Here is a 13,231-nt window from a genome sequence, read left to right on the forward strand (position 1 = left end):
GGCTGACGCCGAACGGTCCCCCTCCCCCGCCAGGGGGAGGGGGACCGTTCGGCGTCAGCCGAATGGTGGAGGGGGAGGACAGGGTGGGAGCCTGATATCGAAGCTCCCGCCCTTTCCTCCCCCTCCGTCACGCCTTTGGCGCGCCACCTCCCCCTTGCGGGGGAGGACTTGGGGTCAGCCCATCAACACGCCGCGATACGCCTCGAAACAGCGTTCGCCACAGCGCAGCCGAATCAGCGCGCCCTCGGCCATCGCGGTCGCACGACGCGGGTCTTCCTCCACTGCCGGCCGGATCGCCTCGCGGTTCCAATCCTCGCTATGCTTGATGTCGAGCACCGCATGCAGGTCGAAATAGCGCCGCTCCTTGTCGGAGAAGCCATGCCGGCGCAGCCCCTTGGCCGTCGCCGCCGAACGATCGGGCGCGGTCAGCTCGATCACGCCGAGTGCGCCGACCGAATGCCACGCATAGCGGCGGCTCGTCGCCATCGCGGTCATCGCATTGGCGAGGCACAGGCTCTGCCACAGCGTATTCTCGATCACCGGATTCACTGCCAGCGTTTCGACCAAGGCGTCGAGCATCGGCCCGTGCATGCCCTTGGCATTGCCACGGCCCATCTCGTCCCAATAATTGCGTGCGAGTTCCAGCTTGGGATAGGTCGGCAGCTTGACCTGCGTCATCGCGACGAGATCGTCGAACCCCGCCTCGCCCGCAGCCTCCTGCTCGAAGAACCAACGCAGCTGGTCGAGGTCAGCCGCTTCGGCAAGCCACGGGAACAGCGGATCGTGCTGGCCCGGCCCGCTCTGCTTCAGTTCTTCGAACCAGGCGATGAAGCCCTCGACATCGGTCGGCGCGGCGGCGGCTTCCGCGGCCACCTCTTCGCGCAATTCCTCGATGAAGCCCCCCTCGAGCCGCTGCATGCGGACGTCGCGGTCGAGCACGCGCTGCCAGTCGGCGGTGGGGAACGTCGGTTCCAGCCGCTCCCGGTTCCAATGGGCCAGCCCGCGCTGGAAGCTGTCGGTAAGGAATTGTGACGCGCGTAGGTCGGCGTCAACGATGCGGGTAGCCATTCGAATCTCCTAGTGGGCTGGCCAACCGCTTGATCGATCGTTCGTTCCTTGCGCCTTCGAGTCGCTTGACATGGATCAGGACGATCGTGATCCGGCCCCCGCGCCGCTTCCCCAAGCCCCCCGCCGCGCGTATAGCCGGTCGATGATGACGGTCGCGACGCCCCTGCTGCCCCCCGCCGACTGGCGCGACTTCCTTGCGCTGACCAAGCCGCGGGTGATGACGCTCGTCGTCTTCACCGGCCTGTGCGGGATGCTCGCGGCGCCGGTCGGCATCCACCCGGTGCTCGGCTTCACCGCCATCCTCTGCATCGCGCTCGGTGCGGGCGCCGCGGGCGCACTCAACCAATGGTATGAGGCGGATATCGACGCCAAGATGCGGCGGACGCAGAAACGCCCGCTGCCCGATGGCCGGATGGACCGCGAATCGGCGCTGCACTTCGGCGTCGGGCTTGCCGCCTTCTCGGTCATTCTGATGTATTTCGCGGTGAATTTCGCCGCGGCGGCGATCCTGACCGTCTCGATCCTGTTTTACGTCCTCATCTACACCGTGTGGCTGAAGCGCCGTACGCCGCAGAATATCGTCATCGGCGGCGCCGCCGGCGCCTTTCCGCCGCTGATCGGCTGGGCGGCGGCGACGGGCGAGGTGGCGCTGCTGCCGCTGCTGCTGTTCGGCCTCGTCTTCCTGTGGACGCCGCCGCATTTCTGGGCGCTCGCGCTGTTCGTGAAGACCGATTACGCCAATGCCGGCGTGCCGATGCTGCCCGTTGTGGCCGGCGAGCGGGTGACGCGGCGCCAGATCGGCCTCTACACCATCCCGATGGCGCTGGTCGCGGTCCTGCCCTGGCCACTCGGCCTGACGGGGCCGCTCTATGGCGGCGTCGCCACCGTCACCACCGCGATCTTCGCCGCGCTCGCGCTCGTCGTCGCGACCCGCACCACCCGCCCCGACGATATGATGAAGCCGGAGAAGCGTTTGTTCAGCTATTCGATCCTCTACCTCTTCGTCGTGTTCGGCGCGCTCGTCGTCGACCGCTGGGTGTTCGCATGACCCCCGACGAACAGGATCTGATCCGCCAGCGCCAGCGGTCTCGCGCGCGGGTGATGGCGCTGCTGCTCGGCGCCTTCGTCATCCTGATCTTCGCGATCGCCATCACCAAGATCCGCCAGGGGATGATATGAGCGCGCCGGCGCAGGCCGATAGCGCCGCGACGAAGCGTCAGTTGCGCACCGCGATGTTCGCGGTGCTCGGCATCTGCTTCATGACCGGCGTCGCCTGGGCGAGCATCCCGCTCTACCGCTTGTTCTGTCAGGTCACCGGCCTTAACGGCACGACGCAGCGCGGGCTGGAGGCGCCCGGCGCGGTCAACAAGTTGATCCGCATCGATTTCGACAGCAATGTCGCGCCGGGAATGAAATGGCGCTTCCGTCCCGAGGCGGGGTCGGAGACGGTCAAGATCGGCGCGCGCGACATGGCGTTCTTCACCGCGACCAACACCGACAGCAAGCCGATCACCGGCACCGCGACGTTCAACGTCACCCCCAGCCAGGCGGGCAAATATTTCACCAAGATCCAGTGTTTCTGCTTCACCCAGCAGACGCTCCAGCCCGGCGAGACGCAGCGCATGCCGGTGATCTTCTTCGTCGACCCGAAGATCATGGACGACCCCGATGCGCGCGACGTCGAGACGATCACGCTCTCCTATACGTTTTACCCGGTGGATTCCGCGAAATCCGCGGGCTAAGCGTTGACCCAAGAGGATTAGAGAACAGGGAAACGACCATGGCCGGCGCCAAGAACCACGATTACCATATCCTGCCCCCCAGCATCTGGCCCCTGTTCGGATCGCTGTCGGCGCTGGTGATGGCGTCGGGCGCGATCATGTGGATGCACGGCGGCCACCTCGCCGCCGACAAGGCCAATGGCGGCGGCTGGATCTTCCTCGCCGGTCTCGCGAGCGTGCTGTTCACCATGTACAGCTGGTGGGCCGAGGTGGTGCGCGAGGCGCATCACGGCGACCATACTCCGGTCGTCCAGCTCCATTTTCGCTACGGCATGATCCTGTTCATCGCCTCCGAGGTCATGTTCTTCGTCGGCTGGTTCTGGGCCTTCTTCGACTTCGCGCTGTTCCCGACCGCGATGAGCTTCGTCGACGGCCAGGTCGAGCGCGCCGCCGAAGGGGCCGCGGCGATCGCCGCGCAATGGCCGCCCAAGGGGCTGGAGGTCATCAACGCCTTCGAACTGCCGTTGCTCAACACGCTGATCCTGCTCACCAGCGGCACCACCGTCACCTGGGCGCATCACGCGCTGATCCACAACCAGCGCGGCGGTGAGAAGACCGGCCTGTGGGGGATGCTCGGCGTCGGCGACCGCGACGGCGTGCTCAAGGGGTTGTGGCTGACGGTCGCGCTCGGCGTGCTGTTCAGCTCGATCCAGGCGTATGAGTACATGCACGCGCCCTTCCCCTTCAAGGGGCTGAACTATGGCGCCGCCTTCTTCATGGCGACCGGTTTCCATGGCTTCCACGTGCTGATCGGCACGATCTTCCTCGCCGTCTGCCTCATCCGCGCCTACAAGGGCGACTTCACGCCGCGCCAGCATTTCGGTTTCGAGGCGGCGGCCTGGTATTGGCATTTCGTCGACGTGGTGTGGCTGTTCCTGTTCGTCACCATCTACGTCTGGGGTGGCTGGGGCGCGCCGGTCCACGGCGGCTGATCGCATGAGGGGCGTCGCCTATGACTGATCCGACGCCCCTGCCGCCGACCGAGGGTATGCCCTCGGTCGTCCAGGCGGGCCTGCGCGGTCTCTGCCCGCGCTGCGGCAAGCCCACGCTTTTTGCCAAGATGATCAAATTCGCCGACCGCTGTTCGGCGTGCGGGCTCGACTTCACGCAATTCAACGTCGGCGACGGGCCGGCCGCCTTCCTGACGCTGATCCTCGGCACGATCGTGGTGATCGGCGCGATCATGCTCGAACTGACGCTGCACCCGCCGCTGTGGCTGCATATGCTGATCTGGATCCCAGTGACGCTCGCCGGCGTGATCTGGTCGCTGCGCCTCGCCAAGGGCGCGCTGATGTCCGCCGAATTCCGCAACGCCGCGCGCGAAGGGCGCATCGACCCGCGACCATGAGGCGCGTGCCGCTGATCCCGACCCTCGTCGTCGTGACTGCGGTGGCGGCGATGATCGCGCTGGGCCTGTGGCAATTGCTCGATCGTGCGCCGAAGAAAGAGGCGTATCTCGCGCAGCTTGCCGCCAATCCGGCGAAGCCGCCGATCGCCTTTCCGGCGACGCCCGACGACCGGCTTCTCTTCCGTCGCACGACCGCGACATGCGCCCGCCCGCTCGGGCAACGGCTCGCCGGCGCGGGGGCGGCGGGTTTTCGCCTGATCGCCGATTGCGGCGACGGACTGGTCGTCCAGCTCGGCACGACACCCGACCCGATGTTCAAGCCGCGCTGGTCCGGCGGCGCGGTGAGCGGCTATATCAGCCACGCCCCCGACGGCCGCTCGCTGATCGGGTCGCTGTTCGACCATAGCCCGCAGCGGCTGCTGCTCGTCGCCGACGCGCCGCCGCTCGGCCTTGCCGCGAACGGCAAGCCGGACCTGTCCTCCGTCCCGAACAACCATTTGTCCTATGCGGTGCAATGGTTCTTCTTCGCCGCGATCGCTGCGGTGATCTACGTGCTGGCTTTGCGGCGGCGAAACATACCCTAATCCTCTCCCGTGCAGCGGGAGTGCAAGGTTGGATTGTAACCGGCATGACCTCGAACAGCCGGGAACTGTTCGATCCGGCACTGCCCTGGCGGAGGAAAACCGAGGGCGCCTTCCGATAGCCCCAAACCCATCGCCCCCAAGCAAACCCGGCGTTGCCCCTCGCGCATCGGCCCGCTACCCAGCCGCGATGCGTTATGTCAGCACCCGCGGCGCCGCGCCCGCGCTCGATTTCCGCGACGTCACCCTCGCCGGGCTGGCCTCCGACGGCGGCCTCTATCTGCCCGAGCGCTGGCCGAGCCTGTCCCGCGAGCAGATCGCCGGCCTCGCCAACCTCTCCTATGTCGATACCGCGGTCGCGGTGATGACGCCCTTCGTCGGCGACGCGCTCACGCCCGACGAGCTGAAGGACCTCTGCACCCGCGCCTATGGCCGGTTCAGCCATGCCGCGGTGACGCCGCTGGTCCAGCTCGACCACGATCAATGGCTGCTCGAGCTGTTCCACGGCCCGACGCTGGCGTTCAAGGACGTCGCGCTGCAATTGCTCGGCCTGCTGTTCGAGCGGTTCCTGACCGGCAGCGACCGGCATCTCACCGTCGTCGGCGCGACCAGCGGCGATACCGGTTCGGCGGCGATCGACGCGCTCGCCGGCCGCGCCGGGGTCGACGTGTTCATGCTCCATCCCGCCGGCCGGGTGTCGGACGTGCAGCGCCGCCAGATGACGACGGTGCTCGCCCCCAACGTCCACAATATCGCGATCGACGGCGACTTCGACACCGCGCAGGCGCTGGTGAAGCAGATGTTCAACGATCCCGGCTTCTCGGGGACGTTCGCGCTGTCCGCGGTCAATTCGATCAACTGGGCGCGGCTGATGGCGCAGGTGGTCTATTATTTCTACGCCGCGGTCCGCCTCGGCGCGCCCGAGCGCAGCGTCGCCTTTTCGGTGCCGACCGGCAATTTCGGCGACGTCTTCGCCGGCTATGTCGCCGCGCAGATGGGCCTGCCGGTCGCCAAGCTGATCGTCGCGACCAACGTCAACGATATCCTCCACCGCGCGATCTCGGCGGGCGATTACAGCAAGGGAACCGTTCAGCAGACGCCGACACCGTCGATGGACATCCAGGTCAGCTCGAATTTCGAGCGGCTGTTGTTCGATCTCGGCGCCCGCGACGGCGCCGCGCTCAGCGCCCAGATGCAGGGCTTCGAATCGTCGGGCGCGATGCGCCTCACCAACGCACAGCATACCGGCGCGGCGCTGTTCGCCAGCGACCGCGTCGACCTCGACGACATGACGCTCGCGATGCGCTGGGCGCACGAACATGCCGGGCAGGTGATCGATCCGCATACCGCGATCGCGCTCGCCGCCGCGCGCCGCCACCCCAGCGACGTGCCGGTGGTGACGCTCGCCACCGCGCATCCCGCCAAGTTCCGCGACGCGGTCGAGCGCGCCACCGGCCAGCGCCCGACCCTGCCCGGCCGGATCGGCGACCTGTTCGAGCGTGAGGAGCGCTACGCTAGCCTGCCCGGCACGTTCGACGCGGTCACCGCTTATGTCGCCGAGCGCGCGGTGCCGAAGCCATGAAGCTCGACACGCTGATCGGCGAGCCCTGGGCGGATTACGGCCTCGTCGATTCGGGCAACGGCCGCAAGCTCGAACGCTACGGCCGCTACCGCTTCATCCGCCCCGAGCCGCAGGCGATGTGGGCGCCCGCCACCGAAAACTGGCGCGCGCAGGGCGAGTTCGTGCCGGCGAGCGACGAGGATGGCGGCGGCCGCTGGGTCTTCGCCGAGCCGGTGCCGCGCGAGGGCTGGCCGCTCAAATGGAACGAGGTGCGCTTCACCGCGCAGCCGACGCCGTTCCGCCACCTCGGCTTCTTCTCCGACATGGCGCCGGTGTGGAGCTGGATGCGCGAGCAGGTCGCCGATCTCGACCAGCCTGAATGCCTCAACCTGTTCGGTTATACCGGCGTCGGCACGCTGGCGATGGCGACCGCGGGCGCGAAGATGGTCCATGTCGACGCCTCGAAGAAATCGGTCGAGGCGGCGCGGGGCAATGCCGTCCTGTCCGGCATGACCGAGGCGCCGATCCGCTGGATCGTCGACGATGCGGTCAAGTTCGTCGCGCGCGAGGTGCGTCGCAAGCGCCGCTACGACGGCATTCTGCTCGACCCGCCCAAATACGGCCGCGGGCCGGAGGGCGAATTATGGCGGCTGGAGGAGGATCTGCCGCGGCTGATCGCCGACTGCCGCAAGCTGATCGACGCCGACAGCCGCTTCCTGTTCCTCACCGTCTATGCGGTGCGCATGTCGGCGCTGGCGATCGGTGAGCTGGTCCGCCAGCTCTTCAGCGACCTGCCCGGCAAGGTCGAGGCGGGCGAACTCGGCGTGCGCGAGGAGGCACGCGGCCTGACGCTGCCGACCGCGATCTGGGCCCGGTGGAGCCGCTGACGCGGCGGTTGGTGCAGCGCAGCAAACAAACGTTACGGAACGCTCGTCGATCAGAAGGCTTTTCTGCCTATATCGGTAGATCAGCACATGGAGGCATGATGATGCGACCCAATGACGATCTCGCCAAAACGACGCATGACGATGCCGAGCCGAATCCGCTGTGGGGCCGGCTGGCGCTGCTGATGTTCGGCCTAACCGTGCTCGCGTTTCTTACCGCGATCGATCGTCCCGAATGGTTTCATTTGAAACCGGCGACCGGCACCGCCGCGGCGATGGTCTATGCTTCGGATCACGGATCGAAGTCGTAACCGTTATTAATCCATGCCGCTCCGGATCGCCGCTGCGGCGATCCACGGCGCGCCGGCGGTCAGCAGCAGGCTGACCGCGGCGAGCAGCTTCACCGCCCCCGCCCCTGCCTCGCCATCGAGCGATCCCGCGCCGAAGATGAGCAGCGGGATCGCCAGCGGCAGCATCACCAGCCCCGCCACCGCGCCACTGCCGCGCAGGCCCGCGACCAGCGCCGCGGTGGCGACGCCGAGCGCCGCCAGCCCCGGCGTGCCGATCAGCAATCCGAGCTCGACACGCACCAGCGTCGCCGCCGACAGATCGAACAGCCCCGCCGCGACCACCGCCGCCAGCATCAGCGGCGGCGCGAAGCCGAGCCAGTGCGCGACGATCTTGGCGAAGGCGACCAGCGCCAGCGGGACCTCGCGCACCGCATATTGATCGATGACCCCCGCCTCGACGTCGGGTGCCACCAGCCGCTCGACCGGCAGCAGCGCGGCGAGCAGCGCGGCGGCCCATATCACCCCGCCACCGATCCGCGCCAGCAACGCCGTGTCGGGGCCGACGGCGAACGGAAAGAGGATCGCGGTGAGGAGGAAGAAGGCGACCGGCCACAAGGCGCCCCCACCCGCCCAGGCGCGGCGCAGATCGCGCCAGACGATGCCGCCGATCCGCATCAGTGCAGCGTCACGCGAACCGCGCCGGGCAAGGCAACCGGCTGATGCGTTGCGACGATCGCGATCCCGCCGGCGGCGCGATGCGCGGCGATCAGCGTCTCGATCTGCGTCACCCCGTCGGCGTCGAGGCCGTTGGCCGGCTCGTCGAGCAACCAGATCGGCGCGTCCGCACCCACGACGCGCGCCAGTCCGGCGCGGCGGCGCTGCCCGGTCGACAGCACCCGCACCGGCACCGCGGCGAGATGCGCCAGCCCAACCGCCGCCATCGCCGCCTCGGTTCGCCCGCCGACCCAGAAGCCCAATGCCCGCGCCAGCGGCAATTCGGGATCGAGCGCATGCGCCTCGCCGAGTAGCGCCACCGCGCCGTCGCGCGTCACCGCGCCTGCGGCGGGGCGCAGCAGTCCGGCGGCGATGCGGATCAGGCTCGACTTGCCGACGCCATTGGGGCCGCTGACCAGCGCCGCGTCGCCCGCGCCGAGCGCGACACTCACGCCCGCAAACAGCAGCCGGCCGCCACGCATGCAGGCGACATCCGCCAGTGCTAGCCCGGTCAATCGACCACCGCGTCTTCCAGCGCATGCATATCGTCGTCGGACAGGCCGAAATGATGGCCGATCTCATGGATGGTGACGTGGCGGACGAGATCGTCGAGCCGCACCCCCGTCTCCACCCATTCGACGAGGATCGCCTGCCGGTACAGATGGATACGGTCGGGCAGCGCGCCCGATTCCATCGACGATTTCTCACCCAGCGGCCGGCCGTGATAGAGGCCGGTCAGGTCGAGCGGATGCTCGATCCCCAAGGCGGCGAGCGTCTCGGCGTCCGCTTCCTCCTCGACCAGCAGCACGACGTCGCCGAGGTGCGTGGCGAATGCCGCGGGCAGCCGCGCGATCGTGTCGCGGGCGATCCGCTCGATCGCATCGGCATCGGGTGCCGGTCCATTAGCATCTTGCCCGTTCATGCCTGTCGCCATACCGCGTCCCTTTCCCGTCCAGCAAGGAAGACCGCCGATGATCGAGGCCCTTAGCGAAGCCGAACGTGCCGATGCGCTCGATGGCCTGCCGGAATGGGATTATGACGAGGCGCGCGACGCGATCACCCGCAGTCTCGTCTTCGCCGATTTCGTCGAGGCGTTCGGCTTCATGACGCAGGTCGCGTTGATGGCGGAAAAGGCCAACCATCACCCCGAATGGCGCAACGTCTACAATCGCGTCGAAATCCTGCTGACCACGCACGATGCCGCCGGCCTGTCGGGCCGCGACATCGAGATGGCCGAGGCGATCGACGCGATCGTCGACGAATAAGCGGCCGTCAGCGCAGCGACCGCCGCATCCGCTTGCGCAGCGCGCCGGGGAACCAGCGTGCGGCGAAGCGCAGCCGTTCGGCGGTCTTGCCGACATAGGTGTGGACCGCGTCGCCATGCACCGCCTTCCACGCCGCTTCCGCCACCGCGTCGACCGGGGTCAGTTCGAGCCCCGCGCCGGTCACCGATTCGCGGATCGTCCGGTTGGTGCCGCCGGCGACGCCATCGAGCAGCGGCGTCTCGATGAAGCTCGGCAGCAGGCAGCGCACCTTGATCCCCTCGCGATGCCATTCGCCGTCCAGCGCCTCGCTGAGCCCCCGGACCGCGAACTTGGTCGCCGAATAGGTGGCGAGTCCCGACGAACCATAGATGCCCGACGCCGAGGAAGTGTTGAGCAGCACCGATCCCGGCGTCTTTGCCAGATAGGCATGGCCGATCCGCGCGCCGTTCACCACGCCGGTGAAGTTGATCGCGATCGTCCGGTCGATCTCCTCGAACCGCGCCTCGGCGAGCGGCCCGCCGGTGCCGATCCCGGCATTGTTGAACAGAACGTCGAGCCGTCCGCCGCTCGCCCGGGTGAAGGCGTCGAGGCTCGCGGTCCAGGCGTCGCGGTCGCGCACGTCCATGACATAGCGTTCGACCATGCCGCCGGCGATCTGCGCCGCGGTTTCGTCGAGCCCGGCGGTGTTGACGTCGGCGATGCCGACCCGCCAGCCGCGGCTCGCGAACAACCGCGCGACGGCGCGGCCGATGCCCGATCCGCCGCCGGTGATGAAGATCGCGCGTACCTCGCTCATAAGCCTCTCCTGCCGTCCATTCATTGGACTTTGTAGCGGGCATCCCGCATCGTTCCGGACGATGCCAGCAGAATCGCTCCGTTTCGACGCCGTCAGCAAACGCTATGGCGAGACGCGGGCGGTCGATGGCGTCTCGCTGACGATCGCCGTGGGCAGTTTCGTCGCGCTGGTCGGCGCATCGGGATCGGGCAAGTCGACGCTGCTCCAGACGATCAACCGGTTGATCGAGCCGAGCGAGGGCCGCGTGCTGCTCGACGGCGAGGATGTCGCCGCCGGTCCCGCCCCGGCGCTGCGGCGGCGGATCGGCTATGTCTTTCAGGGCATCGGCCTGTTCCCGCATATGACCGTCGCCGAAAATATCGGCATCGGCCCGCGCATCGCCGGCCTCCCCGCCACCGACGTCGACGCGCTGCTCGATCTCGTCGCGCTGCCGCGCGCCATCGCAGACCGGCTGCCCGAGGCGCTGTCGGGCGGCCAGCGTCAGCGCGTCGGCATCGCCCGCGCGCTCGCGCCCGGTGCCAAGCTGCTGCTGCTCGACGAGGCGTTCGGCGCACTCGATCCGGTGACGCGCGACGCGCTTGGCAGCGAGATTCGCGCGCTGCACGACCGGCTAGGTCTCACCACGATCCTCGTCACGCACGACATGGCCGAGGCGCTGCTGCTCGCCGACCGCGTGCTGGTGATGCAGGCGGGGCGGATCGTCGCCGATGCGACGCCCGCCGACCTGCTCCATGGCGATGGCGGCGAAGCGGCGCAGGCGCTGGTCGCGGTGCCGCGCGATCAGGCCGAACGGCTGCGCGGGATCGCGCGGGAGCAAGCAGCGTGAGCGCCTTCCTCGATGCGCTCGGCCGGGTGCCGCCGCTGCTCGCGCAACATGTGCTGCTGTCGGCGGCGGCGCTGCTGCTCGGCATCGCGATCAGCCTGCCGCTCGCCATCGTCGCCGCGCGCCGGCCGCGCACCGGCCGCGTCATCCTCGGCTTCGCCAGCCTCGTCCAGACCGTCCCCAGCCTCGCGCTGCTCGCGCTCTTCTACCCGCTGCTGCTCTGGCTGTCGGCGCTGGTCGGCGGCGGCATCCCGGCATTGGGCTTCCTGCCGTCGCTGATCGCGCTGACGCTCTATGCGCTGCTACCGATCATCCGCAACGGCGTCGCTGGGCTGACCGGAATCGATCCGGCCGTGCGACAGGCGGCCAAAGCGGTCGGCATGACGCCCGCGCAGACGCTGCGGCTGGTCGAGGCGCCTTTGGTCGCGCCGGTGCTGATCGCCGGCATCCGCACCGCCGCGGTGTGGACGATCGGCGCGGCGACGCTGTCGACCACCGTCGGCCAGCCGAGCCTTGGCGACATGATCTTCGCCGGTCTGCAGACGCAGAATTGGGCGCTGGTGCTTGCCGGCTGTTTCGCCGCGGCGGGGCTGGCGCTTGCCGTCGACGCGCTGATCGGCCTGATCAAGCGCGGCATCGCGCATCGCCGCCGCGCCGTGTGGCTCGGCGCGACGCTCGTACTGGTGGCCGGCCTGCTCGCCGCGACCGCGCCGCTCTGGCAGCGCGGCGGCGACAAGGTCGTGACGGTCGGCGCGAAGAATTTTTCCGAACAATATATCCTTGCCCGGCTGATCGGCGACCGGCTGACCCGCGCCGGCTATACCGTCCGCTATCGCGACGGCCTCGGCTCGGCGGTGATCTATGGCGCGCTGACCAGCGGCGATATCGACGTCTACGTGGATTATGCCGGCACGCTATGGACCGGCGCGATGCGGCGCAGCGACGTCCCCGACCCGAAGGCGATGGCCGCCGCGATCGGCCGCTGGACGCAGGCGAGCAGCGGTGTGCGGTTGGTCGGATCGCTTGGCTTCGAAAATGCCTATGCCTTCGCGATGCGTGGCGACGACGCTCGCCGCCGCGGCATCGCCAGCCTGTCCGACCTCGTCGGTGCGGCGCCCGCCTTGCGCTTCGGCAGCGACCTCGAATTCCTCGAACGTCCCGAATGGGCGGCGGTACGCCACGTCTATCCGCTGCGCTTCGCGGCGGCGACGCCCTATGCGCCGACCTTCATGTATCGCGCGCTGGCGAGCGGCGAGGCGGACGTGATCTCCGCTTTCTCCTCCGACGGCCGCATCGCGGCCGACCGGCTGACGGTGCTGACCGACCCGAAACACGCGATCCCGAGTTACGATGCCCTGCTGCTCGTTGCACCGGCACGCGCGGGGGACGCCGCCTTCACCGCCGCGCTGGCGCCGCTGGTCGGGCGTATCCCGGTCGCCGCGATGCGCGAGGCGAATTATCAGGTCGATCGCGACGCCGGCAAGCGCACCCCTGAGCAGGCGGCGACGTGGCTGGCGCGACGACTGGGGCTTTAGGTCCTCAGAAGAACAGCTTGCGCAGGCTCAGCCGCACCGTGCGGCCGAGCGGGTCGAGGTAATCGGGCTGGTAGCTGATCGGCGTCACGCCCGCCGCATCGCGAACGGTCTGGCGCGTGTTGAGGATGTTGTCGACCGACAGCGTCACGCGCGCGCCGCGCACCCAGGGATGCGCCTTGACCAGCTTGAGTTGCTGGCCGAGGTCCGCGAACAGCCGCAGATTGGCGGTCGCGAGGCCGGAGAAGCGCAGCGTCTGCGGATTGGCCGACGTCCCGCCGTTGACGCGGGTACCGGTCGCGTAATCGGCGGACAGGCGCACGCCGATGCCGTTGTTCGAATAGCCGGCCTGCGCCTCGAACTCGTGCCGCGGCTGGCCACCGCTCGATCCGGTCGCATCGCCGTTGAGCAGGTCGAGCAGCGGCCCGCCGTTCGCGACGGTGACGCGCTCGGTGAGATGCCACGTATGGTATAGCGCGAACTGGATACGCCCGCCGCCCTGACCGCCGCGACCGCCGCCGCCGAAGCCGCGACCACCACCGCCACCGAAGCCGCGCCCGCCGCCGCCCGGCGGTGGACCATCGGCAC

General features: G+C 68.7%; 17 protein-coding genes and 1 pseudogene. 12 read left to right on the top strand and 6 right to left on the bottom strand.

Going from position 1 to position 13,231, the window contains the following annotated elements:
* Positions 1-174: 174 nt before the first annotated feature.
* Entirely contained in the window at positions 175-1,068 is an 894-nt protein-coding gene (locus tag FFS23_RS18700; RefSeq protein ID WP_038665014.1) for an iron-containing redox enzyme family protein, read from the bottom strand.
* A 145-nt stretch (positions 1,069-1,213) separates the two neighbouring features.
* Here FFS23_RS18700 and FFS23_RS18705 point away from each other — a divergent pair, with 145 nt between their 5' ends.
* The 9 genes from FFS23_RS18705 to FFS23_RS20550 all read left to right on the top strand — a co-directional run bounded on the left by FFS23_RS18705 (position 1,214) and on the right by FFS23_RS20550 (position 7,534).
* The gene (locus FFS23_RS18705) at positions 1,214-2,116 is read left to right on the top strand and encodes a heme o synthase (protein ID WP_137899795.1); all 903 of its coding nucleotides are present in this window, start codon (positions 1,214-1,216) and stop codon (positions 2,114-2,116) included.
* A complete protein-coding gene (locus FFS23_RS20640) occupies positions 2,113-2,247 on the top strand; it encodes a cytochrome c oxidase system small membrane protein (protein ID WP_281177470.1) in 135 nt (44 codons plus the stop codon). Before FFS23_RS18705 ends, FFS23_RS20640 begins: the two co-directional genes overlap by 4 nt.
* The gene (locus tag FFS23_RS18710) at positions 2,244-2,810 is read left to right on the top strand and encodes a cytochrome c oxidase assembly protein (protein WP_137899784.1); all 567 of its coding nucleotides are present in this window, start codon (positions 2,244-2,246) and stop codon (positions 2,808-2,810) included. The genes FFS23_RS20640 and FFS23_RS18710 overlap by 4 nt, the downstream gene beginning before the upstream one ends.
* Before the next feature lie 38 nt (positions 2,811-2,848).
* Positions 2,849-3,781 (top strand): cytochrome c oxidase subunit 3, encoded by a 933-nt coding sequence (locus FFS23_RS18715; RefSeq protein WP_137899785.1) that lies wholly within the window; start codon positions 2,849-2,851, stop codon positions 3,779-3,781.
* Positions 3,782-3,801: 20 nt separating this feature from the next.
* Entirely contained in the window at positions 3,802-4,197 is a 396-nt protein-coding gene (locus FFS23_RS18720) for a DUF983 domain-containing protein (protein WP_137899786.1), read from the top strand.
* Positions 4,194-4,781 (top strand): SURF1 family cytochrome oxidase biogenesis protein, encoded by a 588-nt coding sequence (locus tag FFS23_RS18725; protein ID WP_137899787.1) that lies wholly within the window; start codon positions 4,194-4,196, stop codon positions 4,779-4,781. Before FFS23_RS18720 ends, FFS23_RS18725 begins: the two co-directional genes overlap by 4 nt.
* A 187-nt stretch (positions 4,782-4,968) precedes the next feature.
* On the top strand, positions 4,969-6,360 hold the full coding sequence (gene thrC, locus FFS23_RS18730; protein WP_137899788.1) for a threonine synthase: 1,392 nt from the start codon (positions 4,969-4,971) through the stop codon (positions 6,358-6,360).
* The gene (locus tag FFS23_RS18735) at positions 6,357-7,226 is read left to right on the top strand and encodes a class I SAM-dependent methyltransferase (protein ID WP_137899789.1); all 870 of its coding nucleotides are present in this window, start codon (positions 6,357-6,359) and stop codon (positions 7,224-7,226) included. Before thrC ends, FFS23_RS18735 begins: the two co-directional genes overlap by 4 nt.
* Positions 7,214-7,534 carry a hypothetical protein gene (locus FFS23_RS20550; RefSeq protein ID WP_245640744.1) on the top strand — a complete coding sequence of 107 codons (321 nt, stop codon included), beginning with the start codon at positions 7,214-7,216 and terminating at the stop codon, positions 7,532-7,534. Before FFS23_RS18735 ends, FFS23_RS20550 begins: the two co-directional genes overlap by 13 nt.
* A 6-nt stretch (positions 7,535-7,540) precedes the next feature.
* Here the strand turns inward: FFS23_RS20550 and FFS23_RS18745 are convergent, their stop codons facing one another.
* Genes FFS23_RS18745 through FFS23_RS18755 form a run of 3 tightly spaced genes read right to left on the bottom strand, consistent with a single transcriptional unit; the run spans position 7,541 to position 9,149 of the window.
* On the bottom strand, positions 7,541-8,188 hold the full coding sequence (locus FFS23_RS18745) for a heme exporter protein CcmB (protein ID WP_137899790.1): 648 nt from the start codon (positions 8,186-8,188) through the stop codon (positions 7,541-7,543).
* On the bottom strand, positions 8,188-8,742 hold the full coding sequence (ccmA, locus tag FFS23_RS18750; protein WP_283214464.1) for a heme ABC exporter ATP-binding protein CcmA: 555 nt from the start codon (positions 8,740-8,742) through the stop codon (positions 8,188-8,190). Before ccmA ends, FFS23_RS18745 begins: the two co-directional genes overlap by 1 nt.
* Positions 8,739-9,149, bottom strand: a complete 411-nt coding sequence (locus FFS23_RS18755) for a metallopeptidase family protein (protein ID WP_249340758.1) — start codon at positions 9,147-9,149, stop codon at positions 8,739-8,741. Before FFS23_RS18755 ends, ccmA begins: the two co-directional genes overlap by 4 nt.
* 49 nt (positions 9,150-9,198) lie before the next feature.
* On the opposite strand from FFS23_RS18755, the gene FFS23_RS18760 reads away from it, so the two are divergent.
* Positions 9,199-9,492, top strand: a complete 294-nt coding sequence (locus FFS23_RS18760) for a 4a-hydroxytetrahydrobiopterin dehydratase (protein WP_038664984.1) — start codon at positions 9,199-9,201, stop codon at positions 9,490-9,492.
* Positions 9,493-9,499: 7 nt separating this feature from the next.
* On the opposite strand, the gene FFS23_RS18765 is transcribed toward FFS23_RS18760, so the two are convergent.
* Complete coding sequence (locus tag FFS23_RS18765; protein ID WP_137899792.1) at positions 9,500-10,288, bottom strand: SDR family oxidoreductase; 789 nt, start codon at positions 10,286-10,288, stop codon at positions 9,500-9,502.
* A 61-nt stretch (positions 10,289-10,349) separates the two neighbouring features.
* Between FFS23_RS18765 and FFS23_RS18770 the strand changes: the two genes are divergently transcribed.
* Together FFS23_RS18770 and FFS23_RS18775 are read left to right on the top strand one after the other, a co-directional pair.
* The gene (locus tag FFS23_RS18770; RefSeq protein WP_137899793.1) at positions 10,350-11,114 is read left to right on the top strand and encodes an ATP-binding cassette domain-containing protein; all 765 of its coding nucleotides are present in this window, start codon (positions 10,350-10,352) and stop codon (positions 11,112-11,114) included.
* Positions 11,111-12,646 carry an ABC transporter permease/substrate-binding protein gene (locus FFS23_RS18775; RefSeq protein WP_137899794.1) on the top strand — a complete coding sequence of 512 codons (1,536 nt, stop codon included), beginning with the start codon at positions 11,111-11,113 and terminating at the stop codon, positions 12,644-12,646. The genes FFS23_RS18770 and FFS23_RS18775 overlap by 4 nt, the downstream gene beginning before the upstream one ends.
* 4 nt (positions 12,647-12,650) lie before the next feature.
* On the opposite strand, the pseudogene FFS23_RS18780 reads toward FFS23_RS18775, so the two are convergent.
* Positions 12,651-13,231: pseudogene (locus FFS23_RS18780) on the bottom strand (TonB-dependent receptor); the annotation flags it as partial.

Origin of the sequence: Sphingomonas sp. 2SG, assembly GCF_005503285.1 — a bacterium.
Lineage (GTDB): Bacteria > Pseudomonadota > Alphaproteobacteria > Sphingomonadales > Sphingomonadaceae > Sphingomonas > Sphingomonas taxi.

Bases quoted from the DNA above. Each gene is read 5' to 3' on its own strand.
- FFS23_RS18700 (WP_038665014.1), bottom strand. From the start codon at position 1,068: ATGGCTACCCGCATCGTTGACGCCGACCTACGCGCGTCACAATTCCTT.
- FFS23_RS18705 (WP_137899795.1), top strand. From the start codon at position 1,214: ATGACGGTCGCGACGCCCCTGCTGCCCCCCGCCGACTGGCGCGACTTC.
- FFS23_RS20640 (WP_281177470.1), top strand. From the start codon at position 2,113: ATGACCCCCGACGAACAGGATCTGATCCGCCAGCGCCAGCGGTCTCGC.
- FFS23_RS18710 (WP_137899784.1), top strand. From the start codon at position 2,244: ATGAGCGCGCCGGCGCAGGCCGATAGCGCCGCGACGAAGCGTCAGTTG.
- FFS23_RS18715 (WP_137899785.1), top strand. From the start codon at position 2,849: ATGGCCGGCGCCAAGAACCACGATTACCATATCCTGCCCCCCAGCATC.
- FFS23_RS18720 (WP_137899786.1), top strand. From the start codon at position 3,802: ATGACTGATCCGACGCCCCTGCCGCCGACCGAGGGTATGCCCTCGGTC.
- FFS23_RS18725 (WP_137899787.1), top strand. From the start codon at position 4,194: ATGAGGCGCGTGCCGCTGATCCCGACCCTCGTCGTCGTGACTGCGGTG.
- thrC (WP_137899788.1), top strand. From the start codon at position 4,969: ATGCGTTATGTCAGCACCCGCGGCGCCGCGCCCGCGCTCGATTTCCGC.
- FFS23_RS18735 (WP_137899789.1), top strand. From the start codon at position 6,357: ATGAAGCTCGACACGCTGATCGGCGAGCCCTGGGCGGATTACGGCCTC.
- FFS23_RS18745 (WP_137899790.1), bottom strand. From the start codon at position 8,188: ATGCGGATCGGCGGCATCGTCTGGCGCGATCTGCGCCGCGCCTGGGCG.
- FFS23_RS18755 (WP_249340758.1), bottom strand. From the start codon at position 9,149: ATGAACGGGCAAGATGCTAATGGACCGGCACCCGATGCCGATGCGATC.
- FFS23_RS18760 (WP_038664984.1), top strand. From the start codon at position 9,199: ATGATCGAGGCCCTTAGCGAAGCCGAACGTGCCGATGCGCTCGATGGC.
- FFS23_RS18765 (WP_137899792.1), bottom strand. From the start codon at position 10,288: ATGAGCGAGGTACGCGCGATCTTCATCACCGGCGGCGGATCGGGCATC.
- FFS23_RS18770 (WP_137899793.1), top strand. From the start codon at position 10,350: ATGCCAGCAGAATCGCTCCGTTTCGACGCCGTCAGCAAACGCTATGGC.